Annotated in this window: 18 protein-coding genes; 10 read left to right on the forward strand and 8 right to left on the reverse strand. The window is 67.0% G+C overall.

Annotation, left to right across the window (positions count from 1 at the left end; all coding sequences use genetic code 11):
• Positions 1-2 precede the first annotated feature (2 nt).
• Positions 3-1,463 carry a PLP-dependent aminotransferase family protein gene (locus tag E3T29_RS02075; protein ID WP_134343880.1) on the reverse strand — a complete coding sequence of 487 codons (1,461 nt, stop codon included), beginning with the start codon at positions 1,461-1,463 and terminating at the stop codon, positions 3-5.
• A gap of 63 nt (positions 1,464-1,526) precedes the next feature.
• On the opposite strand from E3T29_RS02075, the gene E3T29_RS02080 reads away from it, so the two are divergent.
• Both E3T29_RS02080 and E3T29_RS02090 read left to right on the forward strand, forming a co-directional pair.
• On the forward strand, positions 1,527-2,144 hold the full coding sequence (locus E3T29_RS02080; protein ID WP_134343881.1) for a YitT family protein: 618 nt from the start codon (positions 1,527-1,529) through the stop codon (positions 2,142-2,144).
• A gap of 262 nt (positions 2,145-2,406) precedes the next feature.
• On the forward strand, positions 2,407-2,865 hold the full coding sequence (locus tag E3T29_RS02090) for a pyridoxamine 5-phosphate oxidase (protein WP_134343882.1): 459 nt from the start codon (positions 2,407-2,409) through the stop codon (positions 2,863-2,865).
• Here the strand turns inward: E3T29_RS02090 and E3T29_RS02095 are convergent.
• Positions 2,852-4,018 carry a M20/M25/M40 family metallo-hydrolase gene (locus E3T29_RS02095; protein ID WP_134343883.1) on the reverse strand — a complete coding sequence of 389 codons (1,167 nt, stop codon included), beginning with the start codon at positions 4,016-4,018 and terminating at the stop codon, positions 2,852-2,854. The two genes, E3T29_RS02090 and E3T29_RS02095, sit on opposite strands and share 14 nt — an antisense overlap.
• A gap of 111 nt (positions 4,019-4,129) precedes the next feature.
• Between E3T29_RS02095 and E3T29_RS02100 the strand changes: the two genes are divergently transcribed.
• From E3T29_RS02100 to E3T29_RS02115, 4 genes are all read left to right on the forward strand, one after another.
• On the forward strand, positions 4,130-4,924 hold the full coding sequence (locus E3T29_RS02100; protein WP_134343884.1) for a CPBP family intramembrane glutamic endopeptidase: 795 nt from the start codon (positions 4,130-4,132) through the stop codon (positions 4,922-4,924).
• A gap of 86 nt (positions 4,925-5,010) precedes the next feature.
• Entirely contained in the window at positions 5,011-5,901 is an 891-nt protein-coding gene (locus tag E3T29_RS02105) for a DUF4097 family beta strand repeat-containing protein (protein WP_134343885.1), read from the forward strand.
• Positions 5,898-6,638 (forward strand): PadR family transcriptional regulator, encoded by a 741-nt coding sequence (locus E3T29_RS20065; protein WP_241987594.1) that lies wholly within the window; start codon positions 5,898-5,900, stop codon positions 6,636-6,638. The genes E3T29_RS02105 and E3T29_RS20065 overlap by 4 nt, the downstream gene beginning before the upstream one ends.
• Before the next feature lie 82 nt (positions 6,639-6,720).
• Positions 6,721-8,850 carry an APC family permease gene (locus tag E3T29_RS02115; RefSeq protein WP_134343935.1) on the forward strand — a complete coding sequence of 710 codons (2,130 nt, stop codon included), beginning with the start codon at positions 6,721-6,723 and terminating at the stop codon, positions 8,848-8,850.
• Between the two features lie 6 nt (positions 8,851-8,856).
• On the opposite strand, the gene E3T29_RS02120 is transcribed toward E3T29_RS02115, so the two are convergent.
• The gene (locus E3T29_RS02120; protein ID WP_134343886.1) at positions 8,857-9,942 is read right to left on the reverse strand and encodes an NAD(P)-binding domain-containing protein; all 1,086 of its coding nucleotides are present in this window, start codon (positions 9,940-9,942) and stop codon (positions 8,857-8,859) included.
• A 152-nt stretch (positions 9,943-10,094) separates the two neighbouring features.
• Between E3T29_RS02120 and E3T29_RS02125 the strand changes: the two genes are divergently transcribed.
• The gene (locus E3T29_RS02125; protein ID WP_092338049.1) at positions 10,095-10,382 is read left to right on the forward strand and encodes a DUF3073 domain-containing protein; all 288 of its coding nucleotides are present in this window, start codon (positions 10,095-10,097) and stop codon (positions 10,380-10,382) included.
• 256 nt (positions 10,383-10,638) lie between these two features.
• Here E3T29_RS02125 and purM read toward each other — a convergent pair whose 3' ends face one another.
• From purM to E3T29_RS02140, 3 genes are read right to left on the reverse strand one after another with little or no spacing between them, the layout of a single operon-like run.
• Positions 10,639-11,742, reverse strand: coding sequence for a phosphoribosylformylglycinamidine cyclo-ligase (gene purM, locus E3T29_RS02130; protein WP_134343887.1), 1,104 nt, complete (start codon positions 11,740-11,742; stop codon positions 10,639-10,641).
• Positions 11,739-13,328 (reverse strand): amidophosphoribosyltransferase, encoded by a 1,590-nt coding sequence (purF, locus tag E3T29_RS02135; protein WP_233197286.1) that lies wholly within the window; start codon positions 13,326-13,328, stop codon positions 11,739-11,741. Before purF ends, purM begins: the two co-directional genes overlap by 4 nt.
• A 12-nt stretch (positions 13,329-13,340) precedes the next feature.
• Entirely contained in the window at positions 13,341-13,784 is a 444-nt protein-coding gene (locus tag E3T29_RS02140) for a hypothetical protein (protein WP_134343888.1), read from the reverse strand.
• 38 nt (positions 13,785-13,822) lie between these two features.
• Between E3T29_RS02140 and E3T29_RS02145 the strand changes: the two genes are divergently transcribed.
• Positions 13,823-14,740 carry a ribokinase gene (locus tag E3T29_RS02145; RefSeq protein WP_104090149.1) on the forward strand — a complete coding sequence of 306 codons (918 nt, stop codon included), beginning with the start codon at positions 13,823-13,825 and terminating at the stop codon, positions 14,738-14,740.
• On the opposite strand, the gene E3T29_RS02150 is transcribed toward E3T29_RS02145, so the two are convergent.
• Complete coding sequence (locus tag E3T29_RS02150) at positions 14,647-15,615, reverse strand: lamin tail domain-containing protein (protein ID WP_134343889.1); 969 nt, start codon at positions 15,613-15,615, stop codon at positions 14,647-14,649. The genes E3T29_RS02145 and E3T29_RS02150 overlap by 94 nt on opposite strands.
• A gap of 156 nt (positions 15,616-15,771) precedes the next feature.
• Positions 15,772-16,131, reverse strand: coding sequence for a sterol carrier family protein (locus tag E3T29_RS02155; protein WP_134343890.1), 360 nt, complete (start codon positions 16,129-16,131; stop codon positions 15,772-15,774).
• A gap of 52 nt (positions 16,132-16,183) precedes the next feature.
• On the opposite strand from E3T29_RS02155, the gene purD reads away from it, so the two are divergent.
• Entirely contained in the window at positions 16,184-17,449 is a 1,266-nt protein-coding gene (gene purD, locus E3T29_RS02160) for a phosphoribosylamine--glycine ligase (RefSeq protein WP_134343891.1), read from the forward strand.
• Positions 17,450-17,594: 145 nt separating this feature from the next.
• Complete coding sequence (locus E3T29_RS02165) at positions 17,595-18,560, forward strand: phosphoribosylaminoimidazolesuccinocarboxamide synthase (RefSeq protein WP_134343892.1); 966 nt, start codon at positions 17,595-17,597, stop codon at positions 18,558-18,560.
• Positions 18,561-18,660: the final 100 nt, after the last annotated feature.

The raw sequence follows: 18,660 nt of genomic DNA on the forward strand, positions 1-18,660 counted from the left end.
GGTCAGACTACCTCGGCCAGGTACCCGGTATCAGTGAACGGATGCCGCAGCAGCGACCCCCAGGCCGCCTCAAGCGCGTCGACGGCCCGGTCGGTGTCCGAGGCGGAGTGTGAGAAGGGCAGTCGCAGGAACCGCTCGAAGGCGCCATCGAGGCCGAACCGCGGACCAGCCGGCACGAGCAGGCCGTGGCTGCGCGCGGCGAGTGCGAGCTGCGAACTCACGGGGCTGCCGAGGTTGACCCAGGCGGTGATGCCGCCGTCGACGTGCGGCACCTGCCAGTCGGGAAATATATCGGCCAGTCGGCGTTCCAGGTGGTCGCGGCCCACGCGCAGCAGCTCACGCCGTCCGGCCAGGATGGCGGGCATGTCGGCGAGCAGCCGTGTCACGATGAGCTGTTCGAGAATGGGGGTGCCAAGGTCATTGGTGCAGCGAGCGGCCACGAGCTTGCTAATGAGCGCCGGTTCGGCGCGGATCCAGCCGATGCGCATGCCGCCCCAGACAGTTTTACCCACCGAGCCGACACTCACCACTCGCGGTGCCGACCGCATGTCGGTGCAGGCCGCGAACGGCGGAAACTCGCCAGCGCGGTCAATGTCAAGTTCGGCGATGGTCTCGTCGATGATGAGGGTTGTGCAGGCGTCCGCAGCGGCGGAGGCCACCCGTTCGCGTTGCTCGGCCGGCATGCTCTGGCCGGTGGGATTGTGAAAGTCGGGCATGAGATAGCCGACGACCGGGCTGCTGCGCTGAAGGGTTTGCAGCAGGGCGGCTTCATCCCAGCCCAGTGTGCCCGGGTCGTCGCCCGGCCCGCCGGCCGACACGTTCACGGCGGCGAGACGGGCGCCGGCCGCACGCAGGGCCTCGCCCGCGTGCGGATACGTCGGTGATTCGATCAGGGCGCGGTCTCCGCGGCCGACGAGCACGCGGGCGAGCAGGGCAATGGCGTGCTGGGCGCCGAGGGTCACCATGATCTGCTCCGGCGCGGTCGGCAGGCCGCGGTCGGTATAGCGGTCGGCGATCGCAGCCCGCAACTCGGGAATGCCCACGGGGTCGAAACCGGAGTCACCCAGGTGCCGCGGCAGCTCGGCGGCGCCGTGCGCTGCGGCATCCGCCAGGCCGGGCAGCGCCGGCATCGTGGCCTTGCTGAAGTCCAGGATTCCGTCCGTTTCCGGAGTGGGGCTGGGGGCGCCGGTCCCCGGCAACCGCACGACGCTGCCCGACCCGCGCACACTGCGCAGGTAGCCCGCGTCGCGCAGCTCACGATAGGCCGCCGTCACCGTGGTTCGACTGACACCGAGGCGCTCGCTCAGATCACGTTCGGCCGGCAGCCGGCTGTCGGTGGGGATACGCCCGTCGAGGGTCAGCAAGCGGATGCGATCGCTCAAGGCTCGATACGCGCTCGCTCCGCCGCGCCACTCGCCCAACAGGGTATCGAGGCCCCGAGCACTCAGGTGATTCTCGCTCATGAGGCCACCCTAGTCAGATTGGCATCTTGATAACAGGCCAGTTATGCAATTGGATTGGCAACTATGACACGTCGAATCACGCAACTGCTTATTGGCCTCTTCCTCTACGGAATCGGCATTGCTCTGATCGTGCGTGGCGGCATCGGAGTGGCCCCCTGGGACGTGCTCACCCAGGGAATCGACAACCACACCCATCTGGGCTTCGGGCTGATCACGATTCTGACCAGTGCGGTCGTTCTGGTGCTGTGGATTCCGATCCGCCAGAAGCCGGGCTCCGGAACGCTGCTGAACGCCGTACTCGTGGGCCCGGCGGCCGACGTCGGCCTGTGGCTCATTCCGGCCGACCTCGACCTGTGGCTGCGGGTGCTCTTGTTCGCCGCCGGCCTGATGATGATTGCCGTCGCCACCGGCCTCTACATCGGGGCACACTTCGGCCCCGGCCCGCGAGACGGCCTGATGACCGGTCTGCACAAGCGCACCGGCTGGAAGATCTGGATCGTGCGTACCGGTATCGAGGTGACCGTGCTCGGCATTGGCTGGGCGCTGGGCGGCAACGTGGGAATCGGCACCGCGCTGTTCGCCGTGCTGATCGGTCCCCTCTGCCAGCGCACGCTGCCGTTGTTCGCGATCAAACGGCCCGCCACCTCCACCGCCCAGCCGATCCTCGCCCCTACTCCCTAGCCCGCCCGAGCCCGAGCCCGAGCAATCTTACGGAGCAAGGAGCGAGGCGGTTGGGTTTCCTGCGGGGTTGTGAGTTCTGAGCGAGGAGCGGGTGACCCACCCGGCGTCCCCGGAATGCCGCGCAACCACTCGAACTGCCGCTTGGCCAATCCTTGCGCCTCGTCACCAGCCGGGTCGATGCCCCGCGCCGCGGCTGCCTGGCGTCAAGGTCAAGCGGCAATGTCATGTTTCAGTGTCGGTGCCCCGGAGTACCGTTTATGGCATGGCAACGTGGCAGGAAGTTCAAGCGGATGCGCCGCAATTCGCTTCAAGGGTTCGCGCAATTTTCGACGCCGGCACCAACAAGACGATGGCCTCCCTGCGCCGGGACGGCTCCCCGCGCATCAGCGGCACCGAGCTCGTGTTCGAGCCCGAGCGCATCACCCTGGGCATGATGCCCGATTCGCAGAAGCTGCACGACGTGCTGCGCGACCGGCGGGTGGCCATCCACTCGCCCACCCTGGAACCCCCGGCAGGTCAGCCGTCGGACTGGGCCGGCGACGCGAAACTGGCCGGCGTGCTGGTAACCAAAGAGCCCAACCCGGCCGATCCGCCGGGGTCTTCGAGTTTCGAGCTGCGGGTGCACGAGGTCGTGCTCACCTACATCGATCCCGACAACACGCATCTGATCATCGAGTCCTGGCACGAGGGCCGGGGGTGGCAGCGAATCAGCCGGCTGTAGGCCCGCAGAACTCGGTGATCGTGCCCTCAAGAATCTTCGCGAGCGCCCGCACCGACTCGGCGTCGGCCCACTCGGTATCGGCGTGCAGGCCTTCGCCGGCGGCGCCGAACACGACGCAGGGAATTCCGGCTTCGAGAATGAGCCCGGCATCGGTCCAGAACGGTTCGCCACGCGTCACCGCTGGGTGCCCGAGCACCCGCCTGGCGTTGCCGGTCAGCGCCCGAACAATAGGCCAGTGCGGCTCGGCCTCGAATGCCGCCCGCGCCACCAGCCGAGTCAGCGTGAACTGAAACTTCGGCTCCTCCACTGCCAAAGCAGTGAACAGCGCGCGCAGCTCGGACTCGACCTGCTCCGGGGACTGGCCCGGCAGCATCCGTCGTTCCAGGGTCAGCACACAGCGGGCCGCGACCGTGGCCGCATCGTCGCCGCCGGCGATCTTCGACACCCGCACGGCGCCGTGGCCGAGCGTGGGGTGGGCCGGTTCCGCGTGAAGTCGCTGCCGCAGGCCGTTGAGGGCGCCGAGCGCGAGGCCCGCGTGCCAGATGGCGTCGACGCCCAGCTCGGGCTGCGAGCCGTGTGCGGCCAAGCCGGTCAGTTCGAGTTCGAACCAGGCGAAGCCGCGGTGGGCGGTAGTGAGTTCAAGGCTGCTCGGCTCGATCACCAGGGCGGCGTCGGCGCTCACTGTGCGCAGCACCTCCTCGGTGCCGATGCTGCCGAATTCCTCGTCGGCGACCAGCGTCACGATCACATCGCCGGCCAACTCGCCGGCGGATGCCCGCGCCGCCCCCACAAGAATCGCTGCGAGTCCGCTCTTGGTGTCGACGGCCCCGCGCCCGTGCACCCGGCCGTCCCGGAGCTCGCCGCTGAACGGGTCGCCGGCGTAGGTCGCGACGCCGACCGTGTCGAGGTGGGCGTTGAGCATGATCGAGCGGCCGGTTCCGGTGCCGCGCTTGACGCCGACGACCGACGGACGCCCGGGGGTCTGCTCCAGCATGGTGACCTCGAAACCCTGCTGGCGCAGCCACTGGCCGCACCAAGCCGCGATCCGGGCCTCCCCGGCGGCTCCCGGCACGAGGTCGGGGTTGACCGAATCGATGCGCACGAGCTGCTGCAAAATCGCGACCGGGTCGCTCTCGGAGGGTAAGCGGGACATCCTTCGAATCTAGGCCCTCTCGCGAGAGCGGGAAAATCGCTGCTTCCGGGGGCTGCTGCAACACTTTTTCCGCTCTCGCGGAACTGGGACGTGCGCTGGGTAGGGTGCAGCATGGGCACAACATCGCGGTGGGGGCTGATTCCGGCGGCGCTGGTGAGCGCATCCGCTGTGCTGTTGTTTGCCGTGAGGATGCCGCTTGCCGGCTACTTTGTGCTCGCCGCAGCCCTCGTGCTCGCCTTTCTGATCAACCGGGCCCTGTTTCGCGACCTGTTGCTCATTACCGTGGGTCTCGGCATCATCAGCTCGATCTCGGTCGAGGCGAACATCAGCTACCCGAACATCGCGTTGATGGGCACCGTCCTGAGTCTCTCGGTGCTCGTGCCGTACCTCCTCTCGCGGTACTACTTCAAGGATCACGCGATTCGGTTTCCGATTCGCACCGGGCAACGCTGGACCACGCTCGAGCGCGCGTACCTGCCGATCGTGGTGTTGCTCGGGTACTTGATTCTGCCGAGTTACTTCATCGGAAGCGGCGCGTACCAGAATTGGCCGGCGGTAACCACGCCCGATGAGATCGCCCGACTGTTCGTGGGCGTGGGCTTCGTGGGCATCTGGGATGAACTGTTCTTCATCTGCATCGCCTTCGCCCTGCTTCGACGGCATTTTGCCGACTGGCAGGCCAATATTCTGCAGGCGGTGATCTTCTCGTCGTTTCTCTGGGAGCTCGGATATCAGAGTTGGGGGCCGCTGCTCACCGTGCCGTTCGCGCTGCTGCAGGGCTATACGTTTGCCCGCACCCGGTCACTGACCTACGTGGTCTGTGTACACCTTCTGTTCGACGTCGTGGTGTTCCTCGTGCTCGTGCACGCTCACAATCGCGACTGGTTGAACATTTTTCTGTACTGACCCTCTTGCGCCTCTCAGGAACGCGATATATCGTGTCTTCTAGAACACGCGATATAGCGCGAGTTTACCTCTGAAAGGACAACCCAGTGTCACTGGAAAAATGGCTGGTCGCCCCCGGGCAGACCAAGATTATCGATGTCGAACTGGTGCGCAAGCTCAAGGTCGGCCTCATCGCCGGCACGGTCGACATCATCGGCCATGACGAACCCGGCGCTCGCATTGAAGTGCACGGCGTCACCGGCAAAGACCTGAAGATCTCGATGGACGGCGACCGCCTCGAGATCGACCACCCGCAGCTGCGCTGGGACAACTTCATCGAGGTCTTCGCCTCGTTCCGCGGTACCGCACGCGCCGAGGTGAGCATCTCGGTTCCCCGCGACGTCGCGCTGCGCTTCGGCGTGGTCTCGGCCGACGCCCTCGTCTCCGGCCTCCGCAATGACGCCAAACTCAGCACAGTGTCCGGCGATCTCGTCATCGACGACGTGCAGGGCGACCTCGAACTCAACGCGGTGAACGGCGAGATCTCCGTGCGCAATCACGTGGGAGCGCTGACCGTGCACACGGTATCCGGCGATATCACGGCGAGCGGCAGCATCCGTCAGTTCACGCTCGACGGGGTCTCGAGCAACGTGTTCCTCGACGTCACCGGCACGCCAGACCAGATCGTCACGAACTCGGTCAGCGGCAACCTCACCTTGCGGCTCGAGCCGGGCGTCGCCGCGCGCTACCACCTGAACACCCTCTCCGGCACGCTGCAGCTCGACGACCACACCGTGCGCACCGCGTTCGGCAAGGGCTACGAGGGCTCCACCGGCGCCCTCGACGGCAGCTGGGTCGACGTGCGCTCCAACTCGGTGTCCGGCGACATCTCGGTCGTGCGCAGCGAGATCACGAGCCCCGCATCGACCACGCAAGCGGATGCCGCAGCGCCCGCCGCGGCCCACTCTCCCACCCAATCGCCCCAGGACCCGGCATGAGTGCCATGTTCGCCCACGGCAGCCTGCGCCTATACCTGCTGAGCCTGCTGGCCGAGCGACCCCGGCACGGCTACGAGCTGATCCAGGCACTCAGCGACCGCTTCGGCGGCACCTACAGCCCGAGCGCCGGCACGATCTACCCGCGGCTGGCCAAGCTCGAGGAGGAGGGCCTCGTCACCAAGCAAGCGGATGGCCGCAAGACCGTCTACGAGATCACCGACGCCGGCCGCGCCGAACTGCTCGCCCGCGAAGGTGAACTCGGCGCAATCGAAGACGAGGTGACCGACTCGGTGCGGCGTCTGGCCGACCAGGTGCGCACCGGAGTCAACTCCGCCATGAAGACCCTGCGGGCTGACCTCGCCTCGGCCGCCCGGCAGGCGCGCGACGCGTCGTCGCCCTCGGCCCCGCGCGGCTACGACGGCACGCCGGAATCGTGGGACCCCACGGGCTCGTCCACCTGGGAGGCCCCCACGCCCCCGTCCGCGGCCCCAACGTCGCCCGACGGACCGCCCACATCACCGACCCCGACCTCCCCGAACGAGGACACGTCTGCTCGCCTGGACTCCCGCCGCGCCCTGAACGAAGCCGACATGGTGCTGAACGAGTTCCGGCAGCAGCTGCGCACGGACCTCCGAACGCAGGCCGCCCACTCCAATATCCCGTCGCAAACTGTGCCGTCGCTTCGTCGGCAGCTGGCCGACGTGCGCGCAAGCATCCTCGCCACCCTCCACCCCTAGCAGCGCCGACGACGGCCCCAGGAATCGCCCAAGAACAGAGGCGGATTTGACAGGGGCCGTCGTAGGTGTAGTGTCGTCCCTCGTGACACCCGAGGCGAACGCCCCAGTACCGGAAAGCCGTTCACCCAAGCGGTGGATCATCGGCGATCCGCTCCCAACCGAGCATTTGGACGGCCAACTGCTACCCAAACACCTCGCCCTCCCCATCTTCGCGAGCGACCCACTGTCGAGCGTGGCCTACGCGCCGCAAGAACTCCTCATGATCCTGACCCTCGGCGGGCTCGCCTTTCTGAGCTTCGCGCCCTGGGTTGCCGCGGTCGTCGTCGTGCTGCTCGTCGTTGTCGTCGCCTCCTATCGCCAGCTGATCAAGGCCTACCCCTCGGGCGGCGGCGACTACGAAGTCGCGCACAAGAACCTGGGCGAGAAGGCCGGCCTGGTCGTCGCATCCGCTCTGCTGGTGGACTACGTGATGACCGTGGTCGTGTCGGTTGCCAGTGGTGTGGACAACATCATCTCGGCGATACCCGCGCTGGCCCCCCTGCGCGTCGAACTCGCCGTCGTGTTCATTATCCTGCTCGCGGCAGCCAACCTGCGCGGCGTACGGGAGTCAAGCAAGGCCTTCGCCGTTCCGACCTACCTGTTCATCGGCAGCGTACTGCTCATGATCGTCGTCGGCCTGGTTCGCGCGCTGCTCGGCGATGCGCCGGTGGCCGAATCGGCCGGCTATGACGTGAAGGGCGAGAACCTCGCGCAGGCCGCTTTCATCTTGCTTCTGCTGCGTTCCTTCGCGAGCGGATGCTCCGCCCTCACCGGCGTCGAAGCCATCGCCAACGGCGTGCCCGCCTTCAAACACCCCAAGGTCAAGAACGCCCAGCGCACGCTCACCCTCATGGGCGGTATCGCCATCGTGCTGTTCGTCGGGCTAACGACCCTCGCGCTCATTTCCCAGGTGCACTACGCGGAGCGCGCCTGCGACCTGATCGGCTGGGCCGAGTGCGCCACAGCTCCGCAGCGCAGCCTGATCGCCCAGGTCGCCGCGGCAACGTTCGGCGACTTCTCCATCATGTTCTTCGTGCTGCAGGCGGCCACAGCGGCCGTGCTGTTGCTCGCTGCGAACACGGCTTTCAACGGCTTTCCGCTGCTCGGATCAGTGCTCGCCCGCGACTCCTATGCGCCGAAGTCGCTCAGCACCCGCGGCGACCGCCTAATCTACTCGAACGGCGTGGTGCTGCTGGCCCTCGCGGCCTGCGTGATCATGGTGGTCTACCGGGCCAACCTCACCGTACTGATCCAGCTGTACATCATCGGCGTGTTCGTCTCGTTCACGCTCGGCCAGACCGGCATGGTGCGGCACTGGCTGAAACTGCTGAAGAAGAACCCGCCGAACCGGGGCTCGATCATCCTGAGCCTGTCGATCAACGGTTTTGGTGCCGCCCTGACCGGTGTGGTGCTCATCGTCGTCACCGTCACCAAGTTCACCCACGGCGCCTGGCTCGTGTTCGTCATGATGCCGGTGCTGTTCTTTCTCATGATGGGCGTCAACCGGTACTACCGCGACGTCGCCAAGGAGATCGAGGTCGACCCGATCACCACCTTCGGCTCGCAGGGCGACCACGCCATCGTGCTCGTCGGCAAGATGCAGAAGCCGGTGCTCAAAGCACTCGACTACGCCATCGCCGCGCGGCATGTGAGCCTCGAGGCTGTGCACGTCTCGATCGACACCATTGAGACCAAAGAGCTCAAACGCGCCTGGGTGAAGCAGAACATCCAGGTTCCGCTGCGCATCGTCGCCTCGCCCTACCGCGACATCAGCTGGCCGCTGATCAACTACATTCGTGGCCGCCGCGACGATCACGGCTCCGAAGTCATCACCGTGTACACCCCCATCTACATCGTCGGCCACTGGTGGGAGGGCCTGCTGCACAACCACAAGGCTCGCCGCCTGCGCCAGAAGCTGATGCTCGTGCACGGCGTCACGATCGCCCTCGTGCCGTGGCTGCTCGACTCCTCCGAGCTCATCTACGGCCGCAGATCCCGCCCCATTCCCGGTCAGGACCGTCGCGGCGAGCCGGTACGTTCGCGCCCGGTTTCCCGCCGGCCGCTCGCACCGCCAAACGGAGCGATCGACACTGCGACCAAGTCGACCACGACCAGCGGAACCGTTCCGCCGCAGTCGCGACCCTCGGCATCCCGTCGGCGCAAGCGCAAATAACGGCTGCTACAGCTTGGCCATGATCTGGCGTGCAATGATGCGTCCGGCTCGGTTGGCGCCGACCGTGCTGGCTTGCGGGCCGTACCCGGCGAAGAAGATGCGCGAATCGGTCCAGGACGCACCGGAACCAACCGAGACTCCGCCGGCCTTTTCCCGTAGTTTGAGCGGGGCCAGGTGCCGCAGCTCCGGCCGAAAACCGGATGCCCAGACGATCGCGTCGGCCTCGGTGAAGGTTCCATCGCTCCAGCGCACCCCGGTCGGTTCGATGCTCGCAAACATGGGCCGGGCCACGAGCAGCCCACGGTCGATGCCGGCCGCGATGCGGCGGGTGACCGGCACTCCGGTGCCGCTGACGATGCTCGGGAGGGCCTTGCCGGCACGGGCCGCACGATCCTGTTGCATCACGGCCGCGACGGCGGTCACCTCGGCGAGCTCGTCGGTGTGACTGAAGTCGATCGGGCGACGTGACGCCCAGGTCAGGTCGCTGGCCACCCCCTCGAGCTCGAGCAGAAAGCCGATCGCCGACGTGCCGCCGCCCACCACGATCACCCGCTGGCCGGCGAACGCCTCACTCGAGACATAGCTCGCGGTGTGTACCTGCGTTCCCTCAAACGTGCTCGCGCCCGGGTAGTGCGGCACGAACGGCGCTCCCCAGGTGCCGGTCGCGTTGACGATCATGCGCGCTTTAGTCTTCTGGTCGCCGAAGAGGGGTGAGCTCGTGGCTACGACCAGGTCGGACTGCAGCGGTGCCACGCTGGTCACGGTGACCGGGCGCACCACGTTCAGCTCGTAGTGCTGCTCATAGTCGCGGTAGTAGTCGCTGACGACGTCGCGGGCGGGCAGATTTCGGTCGGCCGTGTCAAAGCTCAGGCCGAGGTCTTTCATGCCGGGAAGATCGTTGACGCGGTGCGCCGACCCGAGTTGCAGGGCCTGCCAGCGGTGCTGCCAGGCACCGCCGGTGCCCGGTCCGCGGTCGAAGATGATGAAGTCCCGGCCGGCCACGAGCTCGAACCGGCGCAGGTAGAAACCCACGGAGAGTCCGGCCTGGCCGGCGCCGATGATGACTATGGGCATGCTGACAGTGCCCGTCATATCGCCCCATTCCTACGGATTAGCCTTGCGAACGGCGTCCGCGGGGCGCAAGGCCCATCATGCTAAACTAAACTCTAGTTTTTACACATTCCGTTCGGCAAATCCCGAGGGTCTCGCGACTCGCTCGGCCTGGCATCGTAAGGGGGTCACGCATGGGGCGCGGCCGTCAAAAAGCAAAGCACACCAAGGTAGCTCGGGAGCTGAAGTATTTCAGCCCGGATACCAACTACAACGCGCTCGAACGCGAGCTCACCGGGCATCCGTCCGACCCGCGTCTCGACGAGGATCTCGCCAAGTGGCCGGAGTACGAAGCGGACAAGGCCAAGAAGTCCGCTGACGCTGGCACTGCTGATTCCGCTGACGATGACGACGATCCCGACGGTGACGATGACCGTTACGTCGACCACTACGCCACCGAAGACGAGAAGAAGCGCGCCTGACGCCGCCCCCGTCGTTCGCAGCATCCGCTCGCAGCATCCGCTCGCGCTGCCGCGACTCGTAGTCGCCACGATTCATTGATCACGGGTCGCGCAACCGTTCACTGCTTGCGCGCCTGGCCCGCCACGCGCGCAGTCAGACCGCTGCAGCGCGTGCACCAACCGGCCGCGCCGGGCGCTACCGGGCCCGGCGCAGCCCGCTCAAGCCCCCACTCGTGCGCTCGAACCTCCCAACCTCCCGAGGCGCTGGGGCGCGAGGTTAGCTCGCGTAGGCCCCGACAAGACGCACAGCGCCACCGTTGACGCCCTTGGCGCCCTGTTCGAATCCGGTCAGGTCGTGAGCGGCGCGCGAGACCCGACCGGTGACCCAGGCGGGAATGCCGCTCGTGGCCAGCCGGGCGATGACCGACGAAGCGGATGCCGCATCCACGACCGCAAACATGCCCACTCCGAGGTTCCAGGTTCCCTCGGCGCTTTCCAGCGTGGAGCCGGCCATGTCACCGAGAACCCGGAACACCGGGGCCGGGGACCACGTGGAGCGGTCGACCTCGACCCAAGATCCGACGGGCAGCACGCGGGCGAGGTTCGCCGCTATGCCGCCGCCGGTGACGTGACTGAGCGAGTGGATAGCGCCTGCCAGCTCTGGATCGTTGATCACGTCGAGCAGCGGCCCGGTGTACAGCCGGGTCGGCTCGAGCAGAACCTCACCGACCATGCCGCCGAGGTCGGCCGAGGTGTCGGTGTAACCGATGCCGCGCTGCGCCAGGATATGACGCACAAGCGAATAGCCGTTGGAGTGCAGGCCGCTCGAGGCCATGGCGATGACGACGTCGCCGGACACGACCTTGTCGGCGCCGAGAACCTGGTCGGCTTCGACCACGCCGGTGGCCGCGCCGGCCACGTCGTAGTCGTCAGGGCCGAGCAGGCCGGGATGTTCTGCGGTTTCGCCGCCGACGAGGGCGGTTCCGGTCTCGGAGCAGGCGCGGGCGATGCCGGCCACGATTGAGGCGATGCGCTCGGGGACGACCTTGCCGCAGGCGATGTAGTCGGTCATGAACAGCGGGCGTGCTCCGACGACGATGATGTCGTCGACGACCATGCCCACCAGGTCTTGACCGATGGTGTCGTGCTTGTCGATGGCCTGTGCGATAGCGACCTTGGTGCCGACACCATCCGTTGACGTGGCCAGGAGCGGCTGACGGAACTTGGTGAGGAACGACACGTCGAACAGCCCGGCGAAACCGCCGACACCGCCCCAGACCTCGGGGCCGTGCGTCTTAGAGACGGCCGACTTCATGAGCTCGACCGCGAGGTCACCGGCCCGGGTATCGACTCCGGCTGCTGCATATGAGGAGTTGCTCATTCTGGTCTTCCCGGGTCACCGAACGGCACCTGGCCCAGGCGGGCCAGGGCTTCTTCTTTGCGTGCGGCGGGTGCCAGCACGGCTTCCAGGTCGGAATCCGGACCGGGGTCGCATCCGTTTGCCGCTGCCGGTCGCTCCAGCAGGTTCTTGCCGAGGTGCTGCGCTTCGGGCAGCGCGATCGGGTAGACGCCGGTGAAGCAGGCGGTGCAGAGGCGCTCGCGCGGCTGCTCGGTGGCGGCGATCATGCCGTCTTCGGAGAGGTAGCCGAGGCTGTCGGCGCCGATCGACTGGCGCACCTCGTCGATCTCGAGGCCAGTCGCAATGAGTTCGGCACGGCTGGCGAAGTCGATGCCGTAGAAACACGGCCAGGTGATCGGCGGGCTCGAAATGCGCACGTGCACCTCGGCAGCGCCGGCCTCCCGCAGCATGCTGACGAGTGCACGCTGCGTGTTGCCGCGCACGATCGAGTCGTCGACCACGATGAGACGCTTGCCCTTGATCACGTTCTTGAGCGGGTTCAATTTCAAGCGGATACCACGCTGCCGGATGGTCTGCGACGGCGCGATGAAGGTACGCCCGACGTAGGAGTTCTTGACGAGGCCCTGGCCGAACGGAATGCCCGATGCCTGCGCGTAGCCGATGGCTGCCGGGGTGCCGGACTCTGGAGTGGGGATGACGAGGTCGGCCTCGACCGGGTACTCGGCGGCGAGCTTGCGGCCCATCTCGACCCGGGCCTCGTGCACGCCGCGACCCGCGATGGTGGTGTCGGGGCGGGCGAGGTAGACGTATTCGAAGACGCAGCCCTTAGGGTCGGCCTTAGCGAAGCGCTGCGTGCGCAGCCCGTTCTCGTCGATGGTGATGAGCTCACCCGGTTCGACCTCGCGCACGAAGCTGGCACCGACGATGTCGAGGGCTGCGGTCTCGGAGGCGACGACCCAGCCGCGTTCCAGGCGGCCGAGCACCAGCGGCCGCACACCCTGGGGGTCGCGGGCCGCGTAGAGGGTGGTTTCATCCATAAAGACGAGGCAATAGGCGCCGCGGAGCCGTGGCAACACCTCGAGCGCTGTGGCTTCAAGGGTGTGGTCGAGGTCGCCGGTGAGCAGCGCGGTGACCACGGCGGTGTCGGTGGTGTTGCCGCGGGCGAGTTCACCGTCAACCTGCGGGTAGCGTTCGTGCACGAGCTGCAGCAGCTCGGCGGTGTTGGTGAGGTTGCCGTTGTGGCCGAGGGCCACCGTTCCGCTCGCGGTACGCCCGAGCGTCGGCTGGGCGTTCTGCCAGCTCGACGATCCGGTCGTGGAATAGCGGGTGTGCCCGACGGCGATGTGCCCCAGCAGGGTGCTCAGCGAAGCCTCATTGAAGACCTGGGAGACGAGTCCCATGTCTTTGTAAATGAGAATCTTGGTGCCGTCGCTCGTGGCGATTCCGGCCGATTCCTGGCCGCGATGTTGCAGGGCATACAGGCCGAAGTAGCTGAGTTTCGCTACCTCTTCGCCGGGAGCCCACACTCCGAAGACACCACAAGCATCTTGTGGGCCCTTCTCATTGGGAAGAAGATCGTGATTTAACAGTCCGTCGCCACCGGGCAAGCCGCAGCCTCTTTACTTCTCGTTGAACGCTTGGGAATCATCGTTGGGGGTGCCGGAGCCAGGCTCAGCGGCACGGTCGTTGGTGCTGTGTTCGTTCGCGCCCAGTCTATCGGCGACCACCGTCATTCGCGATCGACCCACAATACGGTCGATCACCAGCGCCACAGCGGCACCGAGGGTTGTGCCGATGGCTAGGCCTCCGAGCAGCAGAAAGCCGAAAATCTGTGCCCGGTCGTACTCATCATTCTCCGGAAAGGAGACCGTGAGAATGAGGGCGAGCAGCACACCGAGGACCGCTCCGAGCAGCATGAAGTTGCGGTAGCGCGGGGCCCGGTGCACGGTCACGGTCCCCTCAGCCAGCACGGTCTCGCCGGCGCTGCCAGGTGCCGTCGCACCGCCGTTGCTGGTCGACGGGTCTTGGGGTTGTTCAGCGTTGGGCTGCTCAGTAGAACTCACCCGCTCATTGTCCCATGGGCAGATGCGAGACTGACTATATGAACACGATTGCGGTACTCGGAAGCGCCAACATGGATCTCGTCGTACGCCAGGCGCGACTCCCCCGTCCCGGCGAGACGATGTTCGGGGCCAGTTTCACGACGGTTCCGGGCGGTAAGGGGCTCAATCAGGCGGTCGCCGCCGCCCGGTTGGGAGCGGATGTGACTTTTCTGGGAGCGGTAGGGGCGGATGCCTACGGGACGCAATTGCGCGCGCTACTGGCGACCGAGGGCATCCGTTCTACCGAACTGGCCACAGCGGATGCCCCCACCGGTACCGCCCACATCTCCGTCGTGGACAGCGGCGAGAATTCGATCGTCGTGGTGTCGGGCGCCAATGCCACCGTGACCACCTTGAGTGTGGAGCAGCGCGCGATCGTGGCCGACTCAGCCTTTCTCGTCATGCAGTGCGAGCTGCCGGTTTCTGTGCTGGTCGAGGGGATCCGGGTTGCCCGCGCGGCGGGTGTGTTCACCGTGCTGACGCCGGCGCCGGTGGTGTCGCTGCCCGCCGGTTTTCTCGCCTCGGTCGACCTGGTCGTGCCGAACCAGATCGAAGCCGCCGCGCTCACCGGGGAAAGCGACCCGGTGCGTGCCGCCGAGGTGCTGAGCGCCGGGCAGACTTGGGCGATCGTGACCCTGGGCTCAGAAGGGTCGGTCGTGGCGTTTGACGGCGAGGCCCTCGGGCTCGCGCCGGCCCGCCCGGTGACGGCCGTCGATACGACGGCGGCGGGCGACACCTTCGTCGGAGCACTCGTAGCGCGCCTGGCGGTCGATTCCGGGCGCGGCACCGCCGTGACCCCCGATCAGATGATCGAGGCTGTGCGCTACGCCACGGTGGCGTCCTCAATCGCGGTGACCCGCGCCGGCGCCACCACCTCGATGCCGGTTTCGGCCGAAGTCGCGGCAATCCTCACCTGACAGCTGCGCAGCGCGCGCGAGATACCACTTTCGGCCTCATGAGACGCCGCGTACTCAGCGTCGATATTGCTCTTGAGGTGCAGCTCGACGGTTCGTGCCTGCACGTTGTCGGTGACGGTGGCCGACAGAGCGAAGTTGTACGCCGGGTCGGTCTCCGTGAGCGTGTGATCGGTGATCACGGGCGCGGTCGTGTCGGCGGCGACGTTCTTGAGGTCGCTCGGCACCTGTGCCGCGAAAACGTTGCCCGGATTGGCTGCGGCCTTACCGAGGTTCAGCTGCCGCCCGGGATTGCTAGTGTCGATGCCGTATTGGATGCCGACGTTGGGGTCGACGTCGTCTGCGCCGGCGAGGTTGTAATAGGCCGTGTTGACGCTGAAACCCGTGTTGGTCAGAATTTCGATGCCGCGCGCCGAACCGTTGGCCATTCCGCCGCTGAAGACCTCGACCAGATCACGACCCATGGTGAGGTTGGAGCCGAATGCGGCGTTGAAATCAGAGTCGGTGAGGGCGTCGTTCTGGCCGTTCTTGATCCAGAAGACGAGGTTTCCGCCGGGCGCGATGACCACGTCGGTCGGCGTGCTTGGCCAGAGCACCGCTCCGCTGTTGGTGAGGTCGGCGAGCGGATACAGGTAGTTGAGCGTGTAGTCCCCGAAGTTGATAGGTGCGGTGGTCGCGTTGTAGACCTCGATGAACTCGTACCCGTCCGCCGATCCGACGTTGGTCGTGTCGGGCGTAATCTCGGTGACCAGAAGCGGCGGCATGTCGGTGGCGGCCGTCGCCGACAGTGCCGGCGCGATGGCGCCCGCTCCTCCGATCAGTAGCACCAAGCCCAGTGCGATCAGCGACGGGCGGAAGGGACGAGTCGATCTGGGCACGGAGCAACCTTTTGTTTCATGGGGGCGGTCGCACTCAAGCTAGGGGCGGCACCCATCCCGCGTGTGTCTCCCACGTGAACGTCCGGAGCCGCGAGAGCGCAAAAAGTGCCCGATTGAATGCCTCAAACGGGCACTTTTTGCGCTCTCGCGGGCGGGTTAGAGCAGCGGGAGGTGACCTAGCAGAGTGGCTCGGGCGCCGGAGGCGTGGATGGCGCCTGTTGCTACGCCATCGGCCCAGGAGAGAGCGCCGGTGGACAGGGCCAGCCAGGTGGCGGCATCCGTTTCGATGACGTTGGGCGGAGTACCACGAGTGTGGCGGGGGCCGGCGACGCACTGCGTGGCGCCGAACGGCGGCACCCGCACTTCGAGGGTGTTGCCCTCGGCCTGTTCCGCGAGCAGTTGCAGGGTGTAGCGCACGGCTTGGGCACGGATATCCCGGCTCGCGCTGGCGCCCTCGGCGAGCGCGGCCCGCACGGCCGCCCGGCCGGCTCCGTCGTCGATGCGCGCTCGTGCCATGGTCCCAGTCTGCCGGATCAGGCGGGCCCGAGGCATCGGGTAGCCTGAAACGGTGAAAATTCTGGTCCTTGGTTCCGGTGCCCGCGAGCACGCCATCGTCACCGCGCTGCTTCGTGAGCAGCCGCGTCCGAGCGTGGAGTGCGCCCCCGGCAATGCCGGTATCGCCGCCGAGGTGCCGGTCGTGGCGCTCGACCCGAACGATCCGGTGGCCGTGACCGACTACGCGGTGCTGCACGGCGTTGAGCTCGTCGTGATCGGCCCTGAGGCCCCGCTCGTGGCCGGAGTCGCCGACGCCCTGCGCGCCCGCGGCGTCGCCGTGTTCGGGCCCGACCGGGCCGCCGCCGCGCTCGAGGGGAGCAAGACCTTTGCCAAACGCATAATGGATGAGGCCGGCGTTCCCACCGGCCGGGCCGTGCGCGCCGGCACCCTCGCCGAGGCCGAATCCGCCCTCGACGAGTTCGGTGCCCCCTACGTCGTCAAAGCCGACGGACTCGCCGCCGGCAAGGGCGTGCTCGTCACCCCGGATCGGCCGGCAGCCCTCGCGCACGCGACGTACTGGCTCGAACACGGCAGCGTGCTCATCGAAGAGTTTCTCGACGGGCAGGAGATCTCGCTCTTTCTGCTCAGCGACGGCCAGAACGTGCTGCCGCTCTCCCCCGCCCAGGACTACAAGCGTGCCCTCGACCACGATGCCGGCCCCAACACCGGCGGCATGGGCGCCTACTCCCCGCTGCCCTGGCTCGACGCCTCATTCGGCAGCGAGACCGCGTTCGTCGACGAGATCATCGAGACCGTCGCGCTTCCGACCGTGCGTCAGCTCGCCGCCGAGGGCACTCCCTTTGTCGGGCTGCTCTACTGTGGGCTCATCTTGACGGATGCCGGCATTCGCGTGATCGAATTCAACGCCCGTTTCGGAGACCCAGAGACGCAGGTCGTGCTGCCGCGCCTGGTCACGCCGCTGTCCGGCCTGCTGCTGGCCGCCGCGACCGGCGTGCTCAGCGCCCTCCCCCGGCCCGAATTCTCCGCCGACGTGGCGGTGACCGTCGTGCTGGCGAGCGAGAACTACCCGGACACCCCGCTCATCGGCCGCGAAATCACCGGGCTCGAGGCCGCCCTGGCCGTGGACGGCGTCACGATCTCGCACGCCGCAACCCGGCTTCACGATGGCAGGCTCGTCTCGACCGGCGGCCGGGTGCTCAGCGTCGTCGCCGTTGGCGACTCCTTCGCCGAGGCTCGGGCTCGGGCCTACGAGGCTCTCGGCCACGTATCCCTCGCCGGCGCCCACTTTCGCACGGATATTGCCGCCCGCGTGGCCTGACCGCTCTCCCTCATCGGCATCGGACCGGCATCGGCATCGGACCGGCATAACTCCTGCAATCTGCTGACCGGCGCCCAAACTTGCCCGTCGTTTCAGGGGTCCGATGTGTCGGGCAGATTTTCTGCAGGAGTTATGCCGGGTGGAGATGCGGGAGAATGAACGGGTGAGCCAATCTGAGCACGAGTCCCCCGCATCCGTTGCCGTCTTGGACGGGTGGCCCCGCGTCTACTCGGGCAAGGTGCGCGACCTGTATGTCGAATCCAGCGCGACAGCGGATGCCCCCTCGCTCGCGACCGCGGCCCGCGTGCTCGTGGTCGCCAGCGACCGGGTGAGCGCCTTCGACCACGTGCTCGAGCCCGGAATTCCGGGCAAGGGCGAGCTGCTCACCACCCTGAGCCTGTGGTGGTTCGACCGGCTGACCGGTGTGCCTAACCACCTCATCGCCGACCACGAGCAGGTCGGCAGCACCGTGCGCGAGCTCATCCCCGCGAGCGTCGCTGGCCGGGCCATGCTCTGCCGCACCCTCGACATGTACCCGATCGAGTGCGTCGTGCGCGGCTACCTCACCGGCAGCGGCTGGAAGGAATACCTCGAAACGCAGGCGGTGTGCGGCATATCGCTTCCGGCCGGGCTGCAGAACGGCGACCGCCTGCCCGAACCCATCTACACCCCGGCCTGGAAGGCCCCGATGGGCCAGCACGACGAGAACATCTCGTTCGAGCGCACCGTCGAACTCGTCGGGCCCACCGTTGCGGCCGAACTGCGCGACCTCTCGCTGTCCTTGTTTCAGGCCGCCGGAACGATCACCGAGAAGGCCGGCGTCATTCTCGCCGACACCAAGTTCGAGTTCGGTGCCGACCGTCACACCGGCGTGACCGTGCTCGCCGACGAGGTGCTCACCAGCGACTCCAGCCGCTATTGGGATGCCGCAGCCTGGCGAACCGGCACCACCCCCGAAACCCGCATGGCCAGTTTTGACAAGCAAATCGTGCGCAACTGGCTCGCGGCGAACTGGGACGGCGTCGGTACCCCGCCCGAGCTGCCGACTGAGATCGTGCAGCAGACCGCGGCCCGCTATCGAGAACTTCTCGAACGTCTTACCGGCGCCTGAGCGCACAGCGACACAACAAAACCGCGACGCAACACAACAGCACACCAACACCACTGCCGGCCCATCCCGTCGCAAACGGGGGGATCCGAACACTGCGAAT

It is taken from the genome of Cryobacterium sp. TMT1-66-1 (genome assembly GCF_004403435.1).
GTDB classification, from domain to species: Bacteria; Actinomycetota; Actinomycetes; order Actinomycetales; family Microbacteriaceae; genus Cryobacterium; species Cryobacterium flavum.